The following is a 21,391-nucleotide window of genomic DNA, read 5'->3' as shown; positions in this document are numbered from 1 at the left end:
TATATGAATGAAAACTATTCTCACAGTGACGGGAATGATAATAGAAAGGAGAGAGTTTATTGAAACTGACGGTCATCGGCCAGTGGGGGGGCTACCCGAAGAAAAATGAAGCCAGCTCCGGCTATCTGCTGGAAGTTCAAGGGTTCAAACTGCTGATTGATTGCGGCAGCGGGGTTCTATCTTCTCTGCAGGAACACATCGAAGCCTATGAATTGGATGCAGCTGTGCTGTCGCACTACCACCCTGACCATACGGCAGATATCGGTGTGCTCCAGCACGCTCTGCTCATTCAGAAGTATCTTGGCAAGCATAGCAAGACTTTGCCGTTCTATGGCCATTCCGAAGATCAGAATGGCTTCCAATCACTTACATATAAGGATTTGATGAAAGGTATTGCGTTTAATCCGATGGAAGTTTTACAGGTTGGCCCGTTTGCGATTACTTTCCTGCGGACAAAACACCCTGTGCCATGCTATGCAATGAGGATTGAAGCAGGCGGGAAAACAGTCGTCTTTACCGCAGATTCTGCCTACCAGGATTCCTTCATATCATTTGCCAAAGATGCTGATGTTCTTCTTTGTGAATGCAATTTTTATGGAGACATGGATGGAACTGGAGCAGGCCATATGAACAGCCTTGACGCTGGGAAGGTCTCTCATGGAGCAGGGGTGAAAAAGCTTATACTGACCCACCTTCCCCATTATGGAGAATTGGATAAATTAATCCGGGAAGCGGCAAGCATCTACAAGGGAGAAATTATGCTGGCAAGAAAGAATCTTCAAATTCATTTATAGGACAATCATAAGGAGGACATACACAATGAAATTTATTGATAATAAAGGAATTACAGATCCGCGAATTAACTTGGCAATCGAGGAGTACGCCTTGAAGAACCTCGACATTGATGAGGATTATTTGCTTTTCTATATTAATGAACCGTCTATTATCATCGGGAAAAACCAAAACACGATTGAAGAAATCAATACTGATTATGTAGAGTCCCAGAAGCTTCATGTAGTGCGCCGTCTGTCTGGAGGCGGAGCTGTTTACCATGACCTTGGAAACCTTAACTTCAGCTTTATCACAAAGGATGATGGTGAAAGCTTTCACAACTTCAAGAAGTTTACTGAACCAGTGATCAAGGCGTTGAAAAAACTGGGTGTCAATGCTGAATTAAGCGGCAGGAACGATATAGAAGCGGAAGGCCGCAAAATTTCCGGTAATGCTCAGTTTTCTACGAAGGGAAGAATGTTCAGCCATGGAACCCTTCTGTTTGATTCTGAAATAGAGAATGTCGTATCTGCTTTGAAAGTCCGCAAAGACAAAATTGAATCAAAAGGCATCAAGTCAATCCGCAGCAGGGTCGCAAACATCTCTGAATTTTTGGAAGAGAAAATCTCTATCATTGAGTTTCGCTCCATGCTGCTGAGTTATATCTTTGATGAAAATGAAGTTGAGGAGTATGAACTGACAGAAGAAGACTGGAAGAACATTCACGAATTATCCCGTGAGCGTTATCAAAACTGGAAATGGAACTATGGAAAATCTCCAAAGTTCAATCTTCAGCACTCTCACCGTTTCCCAGTCGGACAAATCGATATCCGGCTTGATGTTAATAAAGGGATCATTGAACAATGCAAAATTTTCGGCGACTTCTTTGGGGTCGGGGATGTAAGTGAGATTGAAAACAAACTGACTGGCTTGAAATATGAAAAAGCCGAAGTGGAACACGCACTTGAAGGGGTGGAAATCCAGCACTACTTCGGAAATGTGACGAAGGAAGACATCGTCAATTTACTTTATTGATGGTGAAATCACCCCATTAGAATTTTCACTGAAAAAGGTTAAATCTGCCTCTTAATGGATAAAACAAAGATAAGAGCAGATTTGAAGAAAGCGGTGAATTCAAATGGAAAAAGCTCAAGTGAAAAGGTATTGTGAAAATGACAAGAAAGAAACCCTTCATGACGCGGTTGAGGATGCACTTGAAATACAGTATAAGTGTACCGTTTGCGGCCGTGAGGAACAGATTGTGAAGAACTTTTTCTAAAGAAATCCCCCAACAAAAAACGTATGGACCTAAGGGGGTCCATACGTTTTTTTGTTGGCTGTTTTTGTAAATGTTGCGGTGCTTCCACTCAACGATAAGTCGAGCGGCCATGTTTAACTAACTGAAAATCCTCTGTCTTGACAGTATGAGCAGATCCCGGATTTGGTTGGATTTGCTGTTTCTTTCTTTTTCCGAACAGGCCGGTTTTGTAGGTTGTTTTTGGTGTCAGTCCCTTTTCAATTCCGGCGCCCATCATGTTGGTTGCAAGGATGGCTGCTGTGAAGCAGAGAAGAGGTCCCAGTGCAAGCCACCATTGGTAATTGATCTGTTTAATATACATGCCAAGGAGTCCGGACCATTCATTGGCAATCGGCATTGGCGGATCGCAGAATACATCGTAGCAGACAGAAGTTCCACCAAAATAAATCTGGAATATTCCAAGATGTGCGATGATTAACAGTACTTGTACGACGATCCTCGGAAAAATGATGAAAAGCCTTGGGCGTAAATGGACCAACACATGTTTCCTGAAAATGAAAAATGCTGAACCGCCGAGTGTGATGGAACTCTCAATAAATTCCTTTTTTAATATTTCTCTCGTTTCCTCAGCAATCAGTAAAGCGGTCGTCGGAATGAGAATGAGTGCAAGCATTACAATTTCATATATTATCCGTTCGGTAAGGGAGTATGCAAAGCCTTCGGGCGGTTCCCACAGAATCGGATGCAGAATATTATAGGCAATGATGGACTGTGGAACGAAATAAAAAGAAGATGCCAGACCGGTAACGACTTTTCTTGATTGATTTTTCTTCCAGAATGCCAGCAGCACTCCAAAGATAAAGGAAAGGCCGAATCCAAGGAGAGACGTGAGAAAAGCAGCTCCTATCGTGAACTTTGCTCCTTGGAGCAGTTTAAAAGCCATATGGTAGCCGAATCTGTCCGTTCCAAATAGATACTCAGAATCAGGCTCCAATGGCGGGCCTGCAATCAATTTTCCGCTGCTGTCTTTAACCCATTCAGTCTGTGGAATGAATGAATCAAACCTAATGGAATGGATGATGCTCGCCGCAAGCAGGGAGGCGATGACGATAAAGCCTATTATGAATAAAGGCTGCCTGATTACCCGCATCATAATTCCACCTCATTTCCAGTCATGTTACCCGCAAGCTTCTGAATGAACTTCAAGAACAGATAGACGGGCATAAACAGCAGGATGGATGAAACGGCAAATAGTGCAGGAGTGTTATAGGAAAATAAGAAAGTCGTTACACCAAGCATGTTAAAAAGGTACTCTAATATCAATAGGTTAGACAACATCAGCCACATTACATTTTTCCCGTGATAAGAAAGGCTGATGATTGTATTTCTGAACATATGGACAAAGAGAATCTTAAAGTAGCCTATTCCTTTGCTCTTGGCCAGCTCAACATACTGCTTTTCGTATTCTTCTTTCATCAGTACAGTTAACGTTTTAATGAAGTACATCGTTGGAAGTACTGACAAGCAGAGGATTGGAAGCAAGTAGGCCCGGTCTTCACCAAGTGACACAAAATCAAAAAGGTATATACCTGTCTCTTTAAAGAACCACACAATAAGCAGCTGGCTTCCTACAATGATGAAAATATCCGGCAGGGAGCTAATGAAGAATGTTATTGAATCTATCACTAGCTGCACCGGTTTTCCGAGCAGGAAATAAAAAAACATGACAAGGATTGAAATTGAAAGTGAAAGAAATAGCGCAGAGAAAAAAATGATTAACGTATATTCATACGCTTTCCAGAAAAACGGAAATAACTCTCTTTCAATTCCGGATATGGGGTTTACATAGACCAGGCTGTTCAATGAGAAAAAGCCTGCTACGACCTCCCATACCTCATTGATAATAGAGGGCAGGATACTAAGAGCAATGATGCCGGTCAGGATCATGACGACCTGCAGAACGGAGGATTGAACCTTTTTCATAAAATACCTCATTTAATAGTTGGATTATTTAAAATAGTAACATAATCATAGTTAAAATTCCCTCTAGAATTGAAAATTTTACTAGCTAGAAGAATGAGAGCTTGAATTAATACTTTTCTTTATATAAAATATATTTTGAAAACTTATAATTTTTAGATGAATGACCATTCATTCATTCATCTTTTTGAAAAGGGGAGGGAGAACGTGAATCTTTCAGCACGATTAGAAGAGACGGCAAAAATCCATGCAATGAAGCCTGCATACTATTTTATGGGGCAATCCAGTACATATGGTGAATTGAATGGGGCGGTCAATAAGTTTGCAGACGGTCTTGGGAAGCTAGGTATAGGAAAAGGGGATCATATCGCCCTGGTGTTGGGGAACTCACCTCATTTTATTATCGCCTTATATGGGGCAATGAGGCTTGGAGCTACTGTCATCCCAATCAATCCGATCTATACGCCTGATGAGATCGGGTACATCATGAAAAATGGTGATGTGAAGGCAGTGGTGACGTTAGATATCCTGCTGCCGCTTGTAGAAAAAATGCATCATCATCTTCCTGAAGTTGAGCACTTCATCTATTGTGAGACAGGGGATGAGCGGGCTAAGGGGATTCAGCCGGAACAGCTTTCGGCATCTGCAAAATTGAAATCGTTTTCACAAGTCGTCGGTACAGGAGCACTTGATTTTAAAGGCCCGGTGCTGGATGAAGAGGATACTGCTGTGATCCTGTATACTTCCGGAACGACTGGAAAGCCAAAAGGTGCCATGCTGTCGCACAAAAATCTTTATTCCAATGCCAGAGATACCGGAGAATACCTCAAAATGAATGAGGATGACAGAGTGATTACGACTCTTCCGATGTTCCACGTATTCTGTCTGACGGTTGTATTGAACGCACCGTTGATGACAGGAGCAACACTGTTAATTACGCCAAAATTCAGTCCTCAGGATATTTTCAAGCTTGCAAAGGATTACAAGCCGACAGTATTTGCAGGAGTGCCAACGATGTACAATTTCCTGTATCAGTATGAGGAAGGGAATCCTGAAGACCTTTCTTCCTTAAGGCTTTGTATATCAGGAGGCGCCTCACTTCCGGTTGCACTTTTGAAAAACTTTGAACAAAAGTTCAATGTCCTGATTTCTGAGGGATATGGGTTATCTGAGGCATCACCGGTTACTTGTTTCAACCCTCTGGACCGCCCTCGAAAAGCAGGTTCCATCGGTACGTCCATTGTTAATGTGGAAAACAGGATTGTAAATGAACTCGGAGAAGATGTTCCTGTCGGGGAAGTAGGGGAATTGATCGTAAAAGGCCCTAATGTAATGAAAGGCTATTATAAGATGCCTGAAGAAACGGATGCTGCAATCCGTGGCGGCTGGCTTTATACCGGTGATTTAGGCAAAATGGATGAAGAAGGATACTTCTTTATTGTCGACCGAAAGAAAGACATGATCATTGTCGGGGGATACAATGTCTATCCTCGTGAGGTCGAGGAAGTACTGTACAGCCACCCTGAGGTAGTGGAAGTGGCGGTCATAGGAGTGCCTGATCCTGAAATGGGTGAAGCTGTAAAGTGTTTTGTCGTAAGCAAAAACAGTGAGCTTACAGAACAGGAATTGACTGCATACTGCAGTGAGCATCTCGCAAAATATAAACTTCCGGGTTCGATTGAATTTTTGGAAGAGCTCCCTAAAAACACAACAGGGAAAATCCTGCGAAGGGCATTGAAGCAGCAGGCAGTACGTTCTTAAGTAAGTATCGATAACAAAGCTGGCTAAAGGCTTATTTCCGTCTTTTCGGAAATGAGTCTTTGTCTTTTTTCTATGAAGTTGCAGTATTTGCACTAATTGGATGCTTCTTATTATGATTTGGTTGGAGCGGAAATCCATTACTTTTACCCAGGCAAAATCTTTGTGAAAAAGAGCGTTACGAACGAAAAGGATTTTAAGAGATCTTGTCGAATGGAATAATGAGACGGCTTATGCAGTTGAACAAAAGGGGGATACATATATGGAATCAATTTTATTAGAGCAGAGGGAACATCTTGGGATCGTGACGATTAACAGGCCTGGTGCAATGAACGCATTCAACTATGATACTCTCGTCGAGCTTGAGAAGGTTGTTGAATCGATCCGCATAAATCCTGATATTCGTGCGGTGGTATTCACTGGGGCAGGGGAGAAAGCCTTTAGTGTCGGAGCGGACTTGAAAGAACGGAAATCGTTAACAGAACAGCAAGTGAGAAGAAATGTAATAAAAATCGGTGACGTATTCAATTCAGTCTCTACTCTGCCGCAGCCTACAATTGCAGCAATGAATGGCTACGCATTCGGCGGCGGAATGGAGCTCGCCCTTGCCTGCGATTTCAGGATTGCTGTCAGCGGTACGGTAATGGGACTCACAGAAACGAGCCTGGCTATCATTCCAGGAGCAGGCGGGACTCAGCGCCTGCCGCGTTTAATCGGAGAAACAAAAGCAATGGAACTGATACTGACAGCAAAAAGGTTACAATCGGAGGAAGCGCTGGATATCGGAATGCTGACAAAAGTGGCACCTGTAGAAACTTTCATGGAGGAAGTCTTCGCATTCGCTGAAAGCATGCTGGCGAATGGGCCGGTAGCCTTGCAGCAAGCGAAATTTGCCATTAAGAACGGCATGAACACCGACCTGCAGACTGGTTTGCAAATTGAGAGAAAAGCCTATGAGATCACCATCCCTACTGAAGACAGAGTAGAGGCTTTGATTGCTTTCAGTGAGAAACGCAAGCCCCAATTCAAAGGGGAATAAACATGATAGAAGAAGCATACCGATACCGGTATGCTTCTTTTTTGGCTCTATTATATTTGTTGGGGTAGGTTTTAAGGCAAAAAAATACACGCAAGCTCCTTAATCTTTTACACTTGAGTTGACTAGAAACAAGAAAAAAGAGGAGTTGCGTGTACATGCATTTTAACATGGTTTTGCCTGGTTTAGAAGAGGTTAGGGTTTTGAAAGCTGAGGAAATGGGAGAGGCGTATCACCTTCATATTGAAGTATTAAAGCGGAAACACAAGTGGCCAGCTTGCGGGAATTGGACATCCAGGGTTCATGATTATCGCCTTCAAAAGATTCAACACCTGAAGCTATTTGAACGGACTTCCTACTTGTTCTACCGTAGACGAAGGTACAGGTGCGACTGTGGGAAACGATTCGCCGAAGATAATAAGTTTGTACAACGGTATCAAAGACATACCATTGAATGGAACCAAGCTTTAGGGCTTAGAGTTATTCAAGGGAAGAACTTTAAAGATACAGCCGACCAGTTTCGTACGTCTCAAGCTACCGTTATTAGGCGGTTTGATCATATTTCTGCCTCCCAGTTAAAAGAGGTCCATAAACTCCCGCCTGTAATTGCGATCGATGAATATAAAGGAGATACCAATGCAGGTAAGTACCAATTAATCATAGCTAATGGGGAGACTAGGGAGCCCTTGGATATACTTCCAAACCGGGCAGTAACGACGATTAAGAAATACCTTCGGGAAAAGGGTTCAGAAGTTAAAGTGGTCGTCATGGATATGAGCCATGCTTTTAAATCTGCGGTACAAAAAGCATTGGATTCGCCTATTATTGTGGCTGACCGTTTTCACTTTTCTCGTTATATTCATTGGGCTTTAGAACGGGTGAGAAGGCGTGTTCAAAACGATTTTCATCCGTATGATCGCAAAAAATGTAAGAGAATGAAGCACATTTTCCATAAAGCATATAATCAATTAAACGATAGACAGCGCTGGTATTTAGAAAGGTATCTTGGTTTATCTGAAGAGCTGCGCACAGCCTATGCATTTAAGGAAGCATACAGTTTATGGTTTCAAGAGGCAAAGGAAATTGGAACTTCAGCTCCTAATAAGGTAAAAGAGGGTTTGTACAACTTTTACCGACAGGTTGAAAGTTCAAGCTTGAAGGAATTTCATCAAGCTATCCAGACCTTTAAGAATTGGCAAATCGAAATCTTAAATAGTTTTGCCTTCAACTATAATAACGGTTTCGTCGAGGGGTTAAACAATCAAACTAAGGTTATCAAAAGGAATGCATTCGGGTTTAGACGATACGATCGCTTTAGACTTAGGGTATTACTGCATCACCAATATAAATCTAAAGGAATTAATGTGGGATAAGGAGCATGTGCTCCTACCCCAACATTTGACGTAGAACCTCTTTTTTATGCTTCTTCTAGTCCTCTTGTATACTAGTATTGAATGTGAAAATATTTGTAAATCCACATAAATTGCAAAACAAACGGAACGTATATGTATGGTCATCTATCTTTTCGACCAGATCGACTATCTGGGGACCATTGCTTAAACTGAATACTGCAAAGCTGGGTGAATCCACAAGAGGAGAAAGAGGGTATATCCAGGGAAGGATCCGCCGGCAGTTATCACAATTATAGATACTTGAAATTTCTTTCATAAAACACCATCCAGTTTATGTAAAGTTGATATACTTGCTCAATTTTATCATCTGCCTCTTTGGACAATCTACTGATATTCCTATAGTTATATAATTTTTTCGGTTATGAAGAGAAGTTGGAATGCTCCATCCAAGTTGATAATGGTAAGATTAAGGTAACACTAAAACTCAAGGAGTATATGATGAGAACGAATCCTTTATCAATTTCTGCACTATTTTTAGCCGTCATCCTTTGCTTTTTTGTCCTGTTTTTCGGAGTGACGTTTGGAATCATGTTCATAGCGGCAAATTTTCTGGCGTGCATTTTTCTGTATTTATCCTATCAGTCTCTTAAAAAAGGTAACAAAGTGATGAAAGTTATACATAGAGCAGCTTTAACCATTTATGCACTTTTTCTTTTATCATTTGCAGCAGTGCAGCTAATGCTGCTGGCGGAAATCAATAATGCTGATCCATCCGGGAATGCTGGTCATGCCATTATTCTAGGTGCAGGACTTAAAGGGGAGGAAATCTCCAGAACTCTGGAATCAAGATTGGAGGCAGGATTGAAATTCCTGCAGGATAATCCCGATGTCCCCGTTATAGTATCAGGAGGCCAGGGGGAAGGCGAGGATATTCCCGAATCGACCGCGATGTCGAGGTACCTGGTCTCCCATGGTATATCGAATAACAGGATTACAGAAGAAAGCAAATCGACTACTACCTGGGAAAATCTCCATAACTCAAAAAAGATTCTTTTGAACAAAGGAACCGGTTTGGAAGGGGTAGTCATAATTACGAGCGATTACCATCTATTCAGGGCCAGGCAGATAGGTGAAAAGCTAGGTTTTGAAAGTACTGGAGTTGCCGCTGATTCAGATTTTTTCATTAAGGTGAACTACATGATCAGAGAATATTTTGCAGTATTGAAAATGATGGTGTTTGGGGGGAGAGAGGGTGCTTAAGCATACGCATTATGATGATATCCCATTCTATCAAGTGAAAACTGTCTTGCTGATGAATGCATTCTTTTGTACCCTCTGCGCGGCAGCTTGCTCTCAAATGATTGGCTTGAAGTTTTTTACAGTTATTCTTGTATACTAAAATAATCACAGCTATAATATAATGAAATTATTTATTTCGAAATCTGATACAAATGAGGTGAAGCTGTGGAAGCCTTAATGAATACAAGGAAGCAGAGCGACTTCCGTGTCGGTCTCCAGGCGGGAATCAGTATCGCAGTCGGATACTTTCCGGTCGCGCTAACGTTCGGTCTTCTTGCCCGGACAACCGGTCTGACTTTCTATGAAACTGTGATGATGAGCTTACTTGTTTTCGCAGGTGCCGCTCAGTATATCAGCTTAAGCCTGATTGCTATTGGAACCGGTGTATTTGAAATCATATTGACCACATTCATAGTCAATATCCGGCACTTTCTTATGTCTGCTTCTTTGAACGAGAAGCTTGAAAAAGAAAAGGGATGGATCAAGGCGATCTATTCATTTGGCATTACAGATGAAACGTTCACAGTCATCTCGGTGAAAGATGGAAAAGTAAAAACATCTTTTGCATTCGGGGTTATACTTATTTCTTATGGCAGCTGGGTATTGAATTCCGGCTTGGGATATATGATTGGCCAGATATTGCCTCAATTTCTTCAAGTGAGCATGGGTGTCGCCTTATATGCGATGTTTGTCGGACTGCTCGTCCCCTCTATGAAGAAAAGCATCAAGGTGGTCTTTCTTGCAGCCACGGCTGCAGCTTTTAACAGTGTCTTCCTTTTTACCACTGACCTTTCAGAAGGCTGGGCGATTATGGCTGCGACAATTATTTCTGCTGTTCTTGTTGAATTTGTTGCAGTGCAGAAACGGAAAGGGGAGAACAAGGTGTGAATGAGACAATTGTAATTATGATTATCGGTATGGCGGTTGTTACATACATTCCACGGCTTGTCCCTCTTATTATGTTTCAGGGAAAAGAACTTCCGGCTTTTCTTCAAGGCGTATTGAAGAATGTGCCGTTTGCCGTATTGGGAGCGTTGATTTTCCCTAAGATTTTACTGATAAGCGAAGGGGATATCTGGTTTGGTGTTGCCGGTGCAGCTTCCGCATTCCTGATTGCTTATTTAGGAGCCAATGTTATTGTGGTTGTTTTGGGCGCCATTGCCGTTCTATCCGTTTATTCATTACTATTCATGTAGAGAAGTGCCGTCATCGGTTCTTCTCTTTTTTTTGTTCACCTTGAGAGGAATGGTAATATAGAAGAAGACTGCCCTTTTGACAAAACTGGATGTTCTAATTAATGGGACATGTCATTACATATAGTAAAGAGGAAATGAAGGGAGGAAGAATGAAGATGAAGAAATGGGCTCTCAGAGCTGTTTTGCTATATTTGCTGCTGGGGATATTCTTTTATATGTATCTTTACTTTATGGCGGATTCAACTTTGCCTGATGCCTATAAAGGCAGCAGTGCCGATCCAGAAACATTTATGAATGGCCGGGAATTGATGCTGAGTGAAGAGTATTCCAAGATTAAAAATTTGCTGTTTTTTCTGTCCACTCCGTATGAATGGCTGTTTTACTTCTTGATTTTAATACTTGGTGTTTCAAGAACATTTGAACGCTGGTCACAATCGACATCAACGTTCAGGATTCTTCAGACAGCGATTTATTTATTCTGGTTATCGCTGTTGTCCAACATTGTTATTTTTCCTTTTCAATATATTTCTTACAGGATTTCGAAAGCATACGATATTTCCACCCAGGATTTTTCACAATGGATGAAAGATGAATTAACCGATTTTTGGGTGAATTATTTGACCATGTTCATCATTATTTCTGTTCTTTATTGGCTCATCAGGAAGTTTCCGAAACGCTGGTGGCTGGCTGCGTGGTCATTGTCCGTGCCGTTTACGATTTTTATGATGTTTATCCAGCCAGTCTTGATCGATCCGCTGTATAATGATTTCACAACGTTACAAGATAAAGCTCTGGAAGAAAAAATTCTGGCGATTGCAGACCAGGCGGAGATTCCGGCTGAACATGTATATGAGGTTGATATGTCATCAAAGACGAATGCCTTGAATGCATATGTCACGGGTGTAGGTTCAAATTCGCGGATTGTCCTCTGGGATACCACACTGAAAACACTGACAGAAAAGGAAATACTGTTTGTCATGGCGCATGAGATGGCCCACTATGTAGAAAAGCATATTTATATCGGCATTGCCCTTTATTTGGCGTTTTCATTTGTCGGGTTGTGGCTTGCCGCCAGGGTGATGAATCATTTGGTGAAGAAGCATGGAGATGATATAAAAGTGAAGAGGGTATCCAGCTTGAGTTCCCTGCCGCTGTTTCTGCTGATTACGTCGATGATGATGTTTACAATTAGTCCTTTTTCCAACATGATCTCTCGTTATGAGGAAACCAGAGCTGATCGCTATGCCATTGAATTAACTGGTGATAAGGAAGCGGCCATCTCCTCATTTCAGGAGCTGTCAAGAGTGGGGTTGAGCCAGGTGAACCCGCCAGTGCTCGTGAAAGTATTCCGTTACGGCCATCCTACCATGCTTGAAAGACTGCTTATGCTCCAGGAATACGAAACAGAATAATGAAACCTATGGCTCCTTCCATTCGTATGTAGAATAACAGACAATGGGAGGAGTTTTTTTTGTTGAATGAAATGAATGAACGTCTTGATCAAATCAAAGAAGAACTGAGGCTGCATAATAAATGGACTAAACAACAGAAAAGCCTGGGTACTGAAATCGAAGACGCCACTACAAAGCTGAATGACTTGAAGGCAAAATTTCATAAGGAAAACCGGGATGTTGAAAAACTGGAGGGCTGGACGGTGACCGGGCTGCTGCTTTCGATGACAGGCAAAAAAGAAGAACGTCTTCAGCGTGAAAAAGAGGAGGCAGTAAAAGCAAAGCTGAAATTTGATGAGTGGAAGCTGAATATAGAAGAACTCGAACAAGATCACAGGGAGATAACGGAAAAACTTTTGGAATTGAAAAACCCGGAGCAAAGATATGAGCAGCTTCTTCGTGAAAAAGAACAAATGATTCACGATTCATCCTCACCTCTAAGCGAGCTGCTCTTCAATCTAGCCCAACAGTCTTCCGAATATAAAGCTCAGCTTAAGGAAGTCAAGGAAGCAAAGGATGCAGCGGAAATGGCCCTTTTAAAGCTGGAGGAAGCTCATGACCTGCTCGGAAGTGCAAAGAATTGGGGAATGCTTGACCTTGCTGGAGGGGATCTCCTATCCACTTATGCAAAACGATCCAAAATGGATGATGCACAGCGAACCTTGCATGCAGCACAGAGATACTTAAGAAGGCTGGAGAAAGAATTGGCAGACCTTAACATTGAATCTGCCCAAACTCTCCAGGTCTCCGTCTTCCTTAATGTGACGGATATGTTTTTCGATAATATCTTCTCCGACTTAATGGTTCAAGACAAAATCAATCGTACAATCCACCAGGTTTCTGAAACGAGGAACAAACTCCGCGGCCTGTCTTCAAGGTTGGATCAAACATCCATCGGACTTGTTCAGGATATCAATGAAACGGAAGATAAGAAAAAGAGGCATTTAGAAGATGCCTGAGAAACATAAATGGACTGACAGCAAGTCAGTCCACAGTTATATTCCATATTCCTCTGACAGTTTTTTTAACTGAAGTGATAGTGACATGAATTTCTTTTGATCACGCTGGTCCAGAGCCGTATCGACTTCTTCTTTCAGTTTTCTTTTCTGGTTTAAGAGATGCAGTTCATTCAATACCATATCAACATAAATCTCTGTTAAAGTCATTTCGGTGGCTGTCTTTCTTGTCATGGCACTTGCCTTCATTAACTCTGAATAAGTCTTCTTTTTATCCACTATAGCTCACCCCTGAAGTCTTTTTTATAAAGCACATTACATAAAAACCGTTACTTTACCATGGCAGCTGCATACAAATTTGCATTAGGGTCATTAGGGTTTCGGTTTATGCGTGAACAAGTGATCGATTGCTGATTGGGATTAATTGTAAGGGTTTTTGGACTGGGCATTTGCACTGGACAGTGGTTTTCCTTGCCCTTGAATTTTGGGTTGTAGTAAATAGCAATGGAACTTAATCCTTGCTGTGTTTATAAACAAGCTCCTTTGGGCGCCCCCCGTTATCCGGTGAGAAGAACTTTTTTATATTATATGAAAAAAGCCAGGGAAAAACAACGAAAATAATTAAATTTTCTGAAAAATTATTAGAAGGCAGAAATTTGGAAAAAATGTGCTATTTATGGGATATTATGCTATTATATTATCAGAATATGAAGAGGAGGCGAAGATATGGTCGAAAAATCTCGTATAATAGAAGAATATGAAATAAATCCTTATACGATGCTTATCATGCCAGTGGAATATGGAACAAGAACGTATACAGAAATACAAGAGGTGAATGAAACATTGTTATCACCGTTCAAGCCTTTTGATATTATCAAGAAAAGCTGTGAATACTTTGGTTCCTCTTATCAGGGACGGAAAGATGGCACGAAGCGTTTGACAGGCATCACCCATAAAGCCCCCATCATTGTAGATCCTCACTCATCCATTTACTTGTTTCCAACTACTTCTCCAGCTAAATCAGAATGCATCTGGGTATCCCATGATCATGTACTTTCCCATACTAAGAAAAACAGCAAAGAAATAAGTGTTATGTTCCGTAATCGAAGCAGCTTTGACCTGCCGATATCTTACGCCAGTTTTGAATCTCAAATGATGAGAACAGCTATGCTCAGAATCAACTTTCAGCACCGTATCGCTAATGCGGACATACAATCGGCCAACCGAAGCTTCATGATGTATCAGGGGAGTGCTTCCGAACCGATTCCTGCCTATGGCTGGAAGCAGAAAAGGACAAGAGAAGAATTTTAACTGTAAGAATATTAATCTCAGTAATCTGCCATTGAATAACGTTCTTAATTATTCTCTGTATTTAACCGTGTGTCAGCGCAAAAAAGCGTGAGCTTGACTTACGCTTTTTTGCTTTCGTGTGTCTCGAATTTCACAAAACGCTGATAGAGATAATGCCTCAACAATTCCTCGACCCGGTTGCGCAGCCGCGGGTTAAAGTAATTATGATGCTCTTCATACCCTTTATAAAGAAACAGGTACATAGTGAAGGCATCATCCGTTTTGATTCTTTCCACTTTCATTCCGTTCAATTTCATGTGCTTTTTAACACTTGCAAGTTCGCTTTGAATAGCCTTCATCGTTTCCTCGATCAGTTCGAGGTAGGGCCTTTTCAGTTTGAATGGGCTTTTTTCCACCACAGTGAAATCCCTGTCCAGCACAGTCAGGACCATTGGCAGGTATATAGCCTGCTCTAAGATGTTGCGGTCTTCCTCAGATATCCTGGTCATAATTATGCTCCTTTGTATAAGGAAATTTAAGAACATATGTTCGATTTTAATTTTACGTACTTTTTCATTATTTTTCAATATCCAATATTGAAGAATCGGGTCGAATTGCCATTCTTTTTTCTATAGTATGGGTGAAAGCCCCTTGCATTAATCATCACGACTGTATTCCAGCAGCTGCATATTCTGGCAAAACAAAGGATTTGAGTCCACGCCGTCGAATTTTTAAAATAGTATCGAAGAGATTTTTTAAAAAAGGAGCTGGCATTTTGGAAAACAAAAGAGGAATCACTGCAGAAGATTTGTATGAGTTAAGGTCTGTTTCCTCCCCTGTCCTTTCCCCTGATGGCAAGGAAGCGGTTTATGTCATGACTGAAATGGACATAGAAGAAAATGAGTACATATCAAACTTGTATCATCTTGATATTGAAACGGGCAAAAGCAGAAAGTGGACATTCGGTAAGGATCGTAACACATCACCCAAATGGTCTTCCGACGGACAAAATATTGCCTTTGTTTCAAGCCGCTCTGAAAAGAGCCAAGTGTATGTCCTTTCCAAAACGGGAGGAGAGGCCAAACAGCTGACCTTTTGTCCAAATGGTGCTTCACAGCCTGTGTGGTCTCCTTGCGGAAAGAAAATTGCTTTTTCCACATCCATGAAAGAAGGGGAAACATTGACGGAAGGAAAGGAAGAAGCTGAGTTTCCCCAACCGCTTGAAGTGAAGAAAATGAAATATAAGTCAGATGACAGCGGATTTTTCAGCGGCAAGAGAAATCACATTGCGGTGGTTGACCTGGAGACTCTTGAAATGAATTTGATAACAGAAGGGGATATTGATTATTCATTGCAGACGTGGTCTCCGGATGGCAGATACATAGCTTATGGAGCGGATAAGAGCATGGACCTTGATACATCATTCCAGACAGATGTTTTTTTATATGATGTTGAGAAGGGCGTTGAGAAGAGGATAACAAAAGGGAGCGGTTATTTTGGCGGAGCAGCCTGGTCGCCTGACAGCCGGACCATAGCTCTTCTTGGGCATGAAAGGGAATATCAGAATGCTACACTGACAAAGGTTTGGCTGTATGATTTAGTGACAGAATCCTTTAACTGCCTGACGAGTGAACTGGACAGCCCAATCGGTGATTTCATGGTCATTGACTTCCAGCAAGGTGTATCGAATCCGGGGGTTCAATGGGCTTCTGATAATGAAAGTTTCTACTTTTTAACCTCTGATAATGGAAATACTGTACTTTATTATGGCAGCAGAGAGGGCGCCATTTACCCTGCATTGCTCGACGATCAGCATATATACGGGTTCGACCTGGATCCGCACAACCAAAAAGCAATCCTTGCTATAAGCAATCCGACAGAGCCGGGAGATTTGTATATGCTCGATATCCCAAGCGGAGAATTGAATAGGCTCACTGCAGTCAATGAGGAATTTCTATCCAAAGTAAGCCTGTCTAAACCTGAATCGGTCCAGTTTAGAAGCAAAGATGGCTGGGAGATCAATGGCTGGATCATGAAACCAGCGGGGCTGAAGGAAGGAGAAAAGTGCGGCTTAATCGTGGAAATTCACGGAGGTCCCCATATGATGTACGGAAATACGTACTATCAGGAGTTTCAGATGCTTACGGCAGAAGGGTACGCGGTCCTGTTTATCAACCCGCGTGGAAGCCACGGCTATGGACAGACATTTGTCGATGCAGTCAGAGGGGATTACGGCGGTGGTGATTATGAGGATGTAATGGCAGCAGTCCATCATGCCATCGGCCAATATGACTTTGTTGATAGGGAACGGCTGGGGGTAACGGGCGGCAGTTACGGCGGTTTCATGACCAACTGGATTGTCGGACACACGGACTTATTCAAGGCAGCGGTTACCCAAAGGTCGATTTCGAACTGGGTAAGTTTTTATGGAGTCAGTGATATAGGATATTACTTTTCTGAATGGCAGATTGATGCCGGCATGAACGATGTTGAAAAGCTTTGGAAGCACTCGCCGCTGGCCTATGCAGCGAACATTAATACGCCCTTATTAATCCTTCATAGTGAAAAGGATTACCGCTGTCCGATTGAGCAGGCAGAGCAGCTATTTATTACTGTAAAAAGACAAGGAAAGGAAACTGAAATGGTAAGGTTCCCGGAATCCAACCACAACCTTTCCAGAAATGGAAAGCCCAATCTCAGAACAGCGAGGCTGAACTATATTAAAGATTGGTTTATGAAATACCTTTGATATACCCGGATAGAACGAAAGCTTAGCAATAATCGCAAGGTAAAGCATATTTCATTTTCGTGACAATATGTAGTGTGATAATTCTGTATGATATACTTCAGTTAAGGTTTGACAAGCTTTTTTGATTTTGGAGCCAATGAAATCGTCAAGCTCGATTTCATGCGTTGCCACGGATTATTAACAAGGCTGTTCTTTCCCGGAAGAAAGAGTTTGAAAGAAAAAAATAATTAAAACGGGTTTTGTTCTGCGGATATTTAGGGGAAAGATATAGTATGGATATTGAGATGATAAAAGCATGGTTCACATTAGAAAATATAATGAATTTAATAGATGAATACCGTTCTTTTGGTCCATTGCCGGGAATATTGCTTCCGATGCTGGAGGCGTTTCTGCCGTTTCTTCCGCTGGTCGTCTTCGTTCTGGCGAATGTTAACGCATTTGGCTTATGGTTCGGGTTTTTATTCTCCTGGATGGGCGCATCTTTAGGGGCCCTGATTGTGTTTCTTCTTGTCAGAAGATATGGACATACGCGTTTTTTTCAATTCTTGAAAAATAACAAACAGGTTCACCGTCTGACAGACTGGGTGGACCGCCATGGATTTGGTCCGCTGTTTTTACTTTTATGTTTCCCTTTCACTCCTTCAGCGCTGGTCAATATCGTTGCGGGATTGTCGGGAATCAATGTTTTCCAATATATGCTGGCCGTTGTGGCCGGAAAGATTGTCATGATTTTTACAATTAGCTTTATCGGACACGATATTGTATCATTATTTCAACAGCCATTGCGCACCGCTTTGGTTTTGGCAGGTATCTTTGTTCTTTGGCTTGGAGGAAAGCGGGTGGAGGCCCGAATCAATAAAAAGGTAGAAAAAGATCACTCCCGCGGTTAACAAGGGTAGGAGGAATTAGGTTGAGAGACAGCATAAAAAAAGAGAGTGTAGAATGGATCAAAGCTTTAGGCATAGGATTGATTATATTCGTCGTCATCAGAACTTTTCTGTTTTCCAACTATGTTGTTGAAGGAGAGTCGATGATGCCTACGCTCGAAGACGGAAACAAGCTGGTTGTCAATAAGATCGGCTATCAGGTTGGCGAGCTCCACAGAATGGATGTCGTTGTATTCCATGCGAATGAAGACGAAGATTATGTCAAGCGGATCATCGGACTGCCTGGTGATACTGTTGAATATAAAGATGATAAGTTATATATTAACGGAGAATACCAAGAAGAGCCTTATCTTGATAAATTTAAAGAAGAAATGGTCGGCACCAAATTGACGGGAGATTTCACATTAGAAGAAATCACCGGAAAACAAACCGTGCCTGAGGGCAAAGCCTTTGTCTTGGGTGACAACCGACGCAGCAGTATGGACAGCAGATACTTCGGTTTTGTCGACCAGGAACAAATTGTAGGAAAAGTTAATATGCGTTACTGGCCGCTCAATGAATTTGATGTCCAGTTTGGCGATTGATAAATGATTAATTAAAAACGCTTGATTCAGAGATGGATTGAGCGTTTTTTTGTTTGTTTTTTGCTAAAGCGGGGATGGGTCTGGGGATTTTCGGTGGTTAGTGGAGAAACGTATCATTATAGAAGGTGAGAGAGTTTGTAATAGTATGAATAGCGCAGAAACGTACCATTATAGAAGGCGAGAGAGTTTATAATGATATGATTAGTGCAAAAACGTACCATTATAAAAGTAGGATGAATTTATTATGGTACGATTCGTGTACTAAACATCTGAAAATAGCCGGCAGAAAAGTAAAACACGTCATTAACCCCTGAACAGGAGAAATGCCGTGTTTTTTTGTTCACTATAATCAGCTGAGGGCCGCTTTCGGTTTTGTATCATCCAGCTCCGGCGGCCAGCGCCTAGCAGATTTCGGTCTCTCTCCTTGCGATAAGTCATCATCGAATCGCTAACGCTCTTCGTGATTCCTTTATCTCATGCGAGAGCCCTCCAAATCTGTACGGCGCTGAACGGCCGCTTCCGCTTTTGTATCATCCAGCTCCAGCGGCCAGCGCCTAACGGACCGCTTCCGTTTTTGGTTATTCCTCATCATTGATTTCGCCATCGCCAATTTCATCTTCGCCAGGGGCGTCGTCACATGCTGTCATGGTTGTTGCAAGCATAGCAGCTAGCAGCATATAAAGCAGTTTTTTCTTCATTGCTATCCCTCCAATCCATAAGGTGTTTTTATAAAATTCTACTCATAGAGTGCACCAAAACAAGGAGAATATCCGAATTGCACATTGGCAGAGGTTGACAGTATAAAAAAGGAGGGAAAATGAGGGTTATTGTCGAAATATTCAACCATAAGGGTGTTTAATTGTTAGGAGGATACATAATGAGATTGAGTAATAAAACTGCCGTCATAACTGGAAGTGCCAATGGAATCGGTCTGGCTGCAGCCAGGAAGTTTGCCCAGGAAGGCTGTAAGGTGGTTATGGCAGATTACGACGGCAAAAAGGGAAATGCTGAAGCCCAAAAGTTAAGGGAGCAAGGCGCTGATGCAGTCTTTTATCAAGTAGATGTTGCCAGCCGAGAAAGTGTTAACAGATTGGCTGAAAGCGTTATCCAGGAATTCGGAGGGATTGATATCCTGATTAATAATGCCGGAATCACAAGGGATGGCATGATGGCAAAAATGAGTGAAGAGGACTTCAAGCAAGTTCTCGATGTTAATCTCACAGGAGTCTTCCATTGTACTCAAGCATTTCTGCCGGCTCTGATAGACAGCGGAAAGGGGAAGATCATCAATACGGCTTCTGCCAGCGGACTTTTCGGTAATGTTGGCCAGACCAATTATGCTGCTTCCAAAGCAGCAGTCATCGGGATGACAAAAACGTGGGCAAAGGAATTTGGTCCAAAGGGCATCAATGTCAATGCCGTGGCACCTGGAGTAATTGAAACGGAGATGACTGCCAGGATACCGGATAAGGTGAAAGCACAGATGAATGCTTTGATTCCCTTAGGGAAGTTCGGAAAACCGGAAGATGCAGCCAATGCCTATTTATTCCTGGCTTCAGATGAGTCTGATTATATAAATGGAGTGGTTATTCAAGTTGATGGCGGAATAATGATGTAAATTGAGGAGATGAAGAAAAAATGAAAAATGTAGTGATAACATCTGCTTTCAGGACTCCAGTAGGAGCGTTTGGAGGGGCATTCAAGGACTTGCTGCCGACAGATTTGGTTGTACCTGTAATGAAGGCAGCAGCAGAAGACAGCAATTTGGGGACAGGGGATATCGATGAGGTCATTCTTGGCCATTGTATCCAAAGGACCGATCAGCCCAATACAGCCAGGACGGCAGCCCTTTTGGCAGGCTTTTCTGACACGACTACCGGTTACACCATTCAAAGACAATGTGCAAGCGGAATGCAGGCGGTCATTTCTGCCTATATGCAGATTCAAACGGGCATGTCGAACATTGTTCTTGCGGGCGGCGTGGAGGCGATGAGTTCCAGCCCATATGTCATGAAAGGGCATCGCTGGGGACAGCGTCTTCAGCACGGGGAAATCCGCGATTCCGTATGGGAAGTTCTTGAGGATCCGATTCACGGAATCATGATGGGGGAAACGGCCGAAAACCTTGCTGAGATCCATAATATATCGAGAGAGGAACAGGATGAACTGGCAAAGCTCAGTCACGAGAGAGCCGTCAAGGCTGCTGAAGAAGGCCGCTTCGACAGCCAGATTGTTCCTATAAGCGTTAAGTCAAGAAGAGAAACGAAAACAATTACTAAAGACGAAGGACCACGTGCAGAATTGACGATGGAAAAGCTGTCAGGTTTGAAACCTGCTTTCCGTCAAGGAGGGACCGTTACTGCCGGGAATTCCTCAAGCCTCAATGACGGAGGGGCTGCCCTGATTCTAATGTCAGAAGAAGAAGCGGAAAAGCGGGGACTCAAACCACTTGCCAGAATTTCAGGCTGTTCAGTTGCAGGAGTTGATCCGAAGTTGATGGGCAGGGGCCCTGTGCCAGCAGTGGAAAAAGGCCTGGCTCAAACGGGCTGGTCTCTCGAAGAAGCTGACCTCATTGAAATAAATGAGGCTTTTGCTGCACAATATATTGCTGTGGAAAAAGAACTGGGTCTTGACCGGAACAAGACCAATGTGAATGGAAGCGGAATTAGTATCGGTCATCCTGTAGGCTGCACAGGTGCAAGGCTTGTGGTTTCCCTGGTTCATGAATTGAAAAGAAGGGACCTGAAAAAAGGGATTGCATCCTTATGTGTCGGTGGAGGCATGGGAGCCACCGTTTTTATTGAATCGTTATAAATTTACGTTA

23 protein-coding genes are annotated in these 21,391 nt (G+C 42.4%); 18 read left to right on the top strand and 5 right to left on the bottom strand.

Annotated elements, in window-relative coordinates:
• Nucleotides 1-59 precede the first annotated feature (59 nt).
• From M1E09_RS16240 to M1E09_RS16230, 3 genes are all read left to right on the top strand, one after another.
• Nucleotides 60-794 carry an MBL fold metallo-hydrolase gene (locus M1E09_RS16240; RefSeq protein WP_456271882.1) on the top strand — a complete coding sequence of 245 codons (735 nt, stop codon included), beginning with the start codon at nucleotides 60-62 and terminating at the stop codon, nucleotides 792-794.
• 25 nt (nucleotides 795-819) lie between these two features.
• Nucleotides 820-1,806, top strand: a complete 987-nt coding sequence (locus M1E09_RS16235) for a lipoate--protein ligase (protein WP_456271881.1) — start codon at nucleotides 820-822, stop codon at nucleotides 1,804-1,806.
• Between the two features lie 103 nt (nucleotides 1,807-1,909).
• Nucleotides 1,910-2,050 carry a hypothetical protein gene (locus M1E09_RS16230; RefSeq protein ID WP_456271880.1) on the top strand — a complete coding sequence of 47 codons (141 nt, stop codon included), beginning with the start codon at nucleotides 1,910-1,912 and terminating at the stop codon, nucleotides 2,048-2,050.
• An 88-nt stretch (nucleotides 2,051-2,138) separates the two neighbouring features.
• On the opposite strand, the gene M1E09_RS16225 is transcribed toward M1E09_RS16230, so the two are convergent.
• Together M1E09_RS16225 and M1E09_RS16220 are read right to left on the bottom strand one after the other, a co-directional pair.
• Nucleotides 2,139-3,182, bottom strand: coding sequence for an ABC transporter permease (locus M1E09_RS16225; protein ID WP_456271879.1), 1,044 nt, complete (start codon nucleotides 3,180-3,182; stop codon nucleotides 2,139-2,141).
• Nucleotides 3,179-4,012, bottom strand: coding sequence for an ABC transporter permease subunit (locus tag M1E09_RS16220; protein WP_456271878.1), 834 nt, complete (start codon nucleotides 4,010-4,012; stop codon nucleotides 3,179-3,181). The genes M1E09_RS16225 and M1E09_RS16220 overlap by 4 nt, the downstream gene beginning before the upstream one ends.
• Before the next feature lie 204 nt (nucleotides 4,013-4,216).
• Between M1E09_RS16220 and M1E09_RS16215 the strand changes: the two genes are divergently transcribed.
• The 9 genes from M1E09_RS16215 to M1E09_RS16175 all read left to right on the top strand — a co-directional run bounded on the left by M1E09_RS16215 (nucleotide 4,217) and on the right by M1E09_RS16175 (nucleotide 13,060).
• Nucleotides 4,217-5,770: a fatty acid--CoA ligase family protein gene (locus M1E09_RS16215; RefSeq protein ID WP_456271877.1), complete on the top strand. Its 1,554-nt coding sequence runs from the start codon at nucleotides 4,217-4,219 to the stop codon at nucleotides 5,768-5,770.
• 259 nt (nucleotides 5,771-6,029) lie between these two features.
• Nucleotides 6,030-6,806 carry an enoyl-CoA hydratase-related protein gene (locus tag M1E09_RS16210; protein ID WP_456271876.1) on the top strand — a complete coding sequence of 259 codons (777 nt, stop codon included), beginning with the start codon at nucleotides 6,030-6,032 and terminating at the stop codon, nucleotides 6,804-6,806.
• 149 nt (nucleotides 6,807-6,955) lie between these two features.
• Nucleotides 6,956-8,176 (top strand): ISL3 family transposase, encoded by a 1,221-nt coding sequence (locus tag M1E09_RS16205; RefSeq protein WP_456271875.1) that lies wholly within the window; start codon nucleotides 6,956-6,958, stop codon nucleotides 8,174-8,176.
• 474 nt (nucleotides 8,177-8,650) lie between these two features.
• Complete coding sequence (locus tag M1E09_RS16200) at nucleotides 8,651-9,415, top strand: YdcF family protein (protein ID WP_456271874.1); 765 nt, start codon at nucleotides 8,651-8,653, stop codon at nucleotides 9,413-9,415.
• Nucleotides 9,408-9,554, top strand: a complete 147-nt coding sequence (locus M1E09_RS16195) for a hypothetical protein (protein WP_456271873.1) — start codon at nucleotides 9,408-9,410, stop codon at nucleotides 9,552-9,554. The genes M1E09_RS16200 and M1E09_RS16195 overlap by 8 nt, the downstream gene beginning before the upstream one ends.
• A 65-nt stretch (nucleotides 9,555-9,619) precedes the next feature.
• Nucleotides 9,620-10,342: an AzlC family ABC transporter permease gene (locus tag M1E09_RS16190; protein ID WP_456271872.1), complete on the top strand. Its 723-nt coding sequence runs from the start codon at nucleotides 9,620-9,622 to the stop codon at nucleotides 10,340-10,342.
• Nucleotides 10,343-10,359: 17 nt separating this feature from the next.
• The gene (locus tag M1E09_RS16185) at nucleotides 10,360-10,650 is read left to right on the top strand and encodes an AzlD domain-containing protein (RefSeq protein WP_456275019.1); all 291 of its coding nucleotides are present in this window, start codon (nucleotides 10,360-10,362) and stop codon (nucleotides 10,648-10,650) included.
• A gap of 149 nt (nucleotides 10,651-10,799) precedes the next feature.
• The gene (locus M1E09_RS16180) at nucleotides 10,800-12,062 is read left to right on the top strand and encodes a M48 family metallopeptidase (protein ID WP_456271871.1); all 1,263 of its coding nucleotides are present in this window, start codon (nucleotides 10,800-10,802) and stop codon (nucleotides 12,060-12,062) included.
• Between the two features lie 59 nt (nucleotides 12,063-12,121).
• Nucleotides 12,122-13,060 carry a hypothetical protein gene (locus M1E09_RS16175; RefSeq protein WP_456271870.1) on the top strand — a complete coding sequence of 313 codons (939 nt, stop codon included), beginning with the start codon at nucleotides 12,122-12,124 and terminating at the stop codon, nucleotides 13,058-13,060.
• Nucleotides 13,061-13,096: 36 nt separating this feature from the next.
• Here M1E09_RS16175 and M1E09_RS16170 read toward each other — a convergent pair whose 3' ends face one another.
• On the bottom strand, nucleotides 13,097-13,336 hold the full coding sequence (locus tag M1E09_RS16170; RefSeq protein ID WP_456271869.1) for an IDEAL domain-containing protein: 240 nt from the start codon (nucleotides 13,334-13,336) through the stop codon (nucleotides 13,097-13,099).
• 447 nt (nucleotides 13,337-13,783) lie between these two features.
• Between M1E09_RS16170 and M1E09_RS16165 the strand changes: the two genes are divergently transcribed.
• Entirely contained in the window at nucleotides 13,784-14,368 is a 585-nt protein-coding gene (locus M1E09_RS16165; protein ID WP_456271868.1) for a competence protein ComK, read from the top strand.
• 98 nt (nucleotides 14,369-14,466) lie between these two features.
• On the opposite strand, the gene M1E09_RS16160 is transcribed toward M1E09_RS16165, so the two are convergent.
• Nucleotides 14,467-14,856, bottom strand: a complete 390-nt coding sequence (locus M1E09_RS16160; protein ID WP_456271867.1) for a hypothetical protein — start codon at nucleotides 14,854-14,856, stop codon at nucleotides 14,467-14,469.
• Between the two features lie 266 nt (nucleotides 14,857-15,122).
• Here M1E09_RS16160 and M1E09_RS16155 point away from each other — a divergent pair, with 266 nt between their 5' ends.
• The 3 genes from M1E09_RS16155 to lepB all read left to right on the top strand — a co-directional run bounded on the left by M1E09_RS16155 (nucleotide 15,123) and on the right by lepB (nucleotide 18,567).
• The gene (locus M1E09_RS16155; protein ID WP_456271866.1) at nucleotides 15,123-17,096 is read left to right on the top strand and encodes a S9 family peptidase; all 1,974 of its coding nucleotides are present in this window, start codon (nucleotides 15,123-15,125) and stop codon (nucleotides 17,094-17,096) included.
• Between the two features lie 272 nt (nucleotides 17,097-17,368).
• Nucleotides 17,369-17,986, top strand: coding sequence for a TVP38/TMEM64 family protein (locus tag M1E09_RS16150; protein WP_456271865.1), 618 nt, complete (start codon nucleotides 17,369-17,371; stop codon nucleotides 17,984-17,986).
• A gap of 20 nt (nucleotides 17,987-18,006) precedes the next feature.
• Nucleotides 18,007-18,567, top strand: coding sequence for a signal peptidase I (gene lepB, locus M1E09_RS16145; protein WP_456271864.1), 561 nt, complete (start codon nucleotides 18,007-18,009; stop codon nucleotides 18,565-18,567).
• 469 nt (nucleotides 18,568-19,036) lie between these two features.
• Here lepB and M1E09_RS16140 read toward each other — a convergent pair whose 3' ends face one another.
• A complete protein-coding gene (locus M1E09_RS16140; RefSeq protein WP_456271863.1) occupies nucleotides 19,037-19,171 on the bottom strand; it encodes a hypothetical protein in 135 nt (44 codons plus the stop codon).
• 273 nt (nucleotides 19,172-19,444) lie between these two features.
• On the opposite strand from M1E09_RS16140, the gene fabG reads away from it, so the two are divergent.
• The gene (gene fabG, locus M1E09_RS16135) at nucleotides 19,445-20,185 is read left to right on the top strand and encodes a 3-oxoacyl-ACP reductase FabG (protein WP_456271862.1); all 741 of its coding nucleotides are present in this window, start codon (nucleotides 19,445-19,447) and stop codon (nucleotides 20,183-20,185) included.
• A 20-nt stretch (nucleotides 20,186-20,205) separates the two neighbouring features.
• Entirely contained in the window at nucleotides 20,206-21,381 is a 1,176-nt protein-coding gene (locus M1E09_RS16130) for a thiolase family protein (RefSeq protein WP_456271861.1), read from the top strand.
• The last annotated feature ends 10 nt before the right edge of the window (nucleotides 21,382-21,391 follow it).

The sequence above is a fragment of the Bacillus sp. AK031 genome (assembly GCF_053903065.1).
Note: the sequence above shows the minus strand (reverse complement) of the source record. Positions and strands in the feature narration are given on the sequence as shown.

What these genes read in the sequence shown, in the direction of transcription:
- M1E09_RS16235 (WP_456271881.1), top strand. Translation starts at nt 820, where the DNA reads ATGAAATTTATTGATAATAAAGGAATTACAGATCCGCGAATTAACTTG.
- M1E09_RS16230 (WP_456271880.1), top strand. Translation starts at nt 1,910, where the DNA reads ATGGAAAAAGCTCAAGTGAAAAGGTATTGTGAAAATGACAAGAAAGAA.
- M1E09_RS16225 (WP_456271879.1), bottom strand. Translation starts at nt 3,182, where the DNA reads ATGATGCGGGTAATCAGGCAGCCTTTATTCATAATAGGCTTTATCGTC.
- M1E09_RS16220 (WP_456271878.1), bottom strand. Translation starts at nt 4,012, where the DNA reads ATGAAAAAGGTTCAATCCTCCGTTCTGCAGGTCGTCATGATCCTGACC.
- M1E09_RS16210 (WP_456271876.1), top strand. Translation starts at nt 6,030, where the DNA reads ATGGAATCAATTTTATTAGAGCAGAGGGAACATCTTGGGATCGTGACG.
- M1E09_RS16200 (WP_456271874.1), top strand. Translation starts at nt 8,651, where the DNA reads ATGATGAGAACGAATCCTTTATCAATTTCTGCACTATTTTTAGCCGTC.
- M1E09_RS16185 (WP_456275019.1), top strand. Translation starts at nt 10,360, where the DNA reads ATGATTATCGGTATGGCGGTTGTTACATACATTCCACGGCTTGTCCCT.
- M1E09_RS16180 (WP_456271871.1), top strand. Translation starts at nt 10,800, where the DNA reads ATGAAGATGAAGAAATGGGCTCTCAGAGCTGTTTTGCTATATTTGCTG.
- M1E09_RS16165 (WP_456271868.1), top strand. Translation starts at nt 13,784, where the DNA reads ATGGTCGAAAAATCTCGTATAATAGAAGAATATGAAATAAATCCTTAT.
- M1E09_RS16160 (WP_456271867.1), bottom strand. Translation starts at nt 14,856, where the DNA reads ATGACCAGGATATCTGAGGAAGACCGCAACATCTTAGAGCAGGCTATA.
- M1E09_RS16150 (WP_456271865.1), top strand. Translation starts at nt 17,369, where the DNA reads ATGGATATTGAGATGATAAAAGCATGGTTCACATTAGAAAATATAATG.
- M1E09_RS16140 (WP_456271863.1), bottom strand. Translation starts at nt 19,171, where the DNA reads ATGGCGAAATCAATGATGAGGAATAACCAAAAACGGAAGCGGTCCGTT.
- fabG (WP_456271862.1), top strand. Translation starts at nt 19,445, where the DNA reads ATGAGATTGAGTAATAAAACTGCCGTCATAACTGGAAGTGCCAATGGA.
- M1E09_RS16130 (WP_456271861.1), top strand. Translation starts at nt 20,206, where the DNA reads ATGAAAAATGTAGTGATAACATCTGCTTTCAGGACTCCAGTAGGAGCG.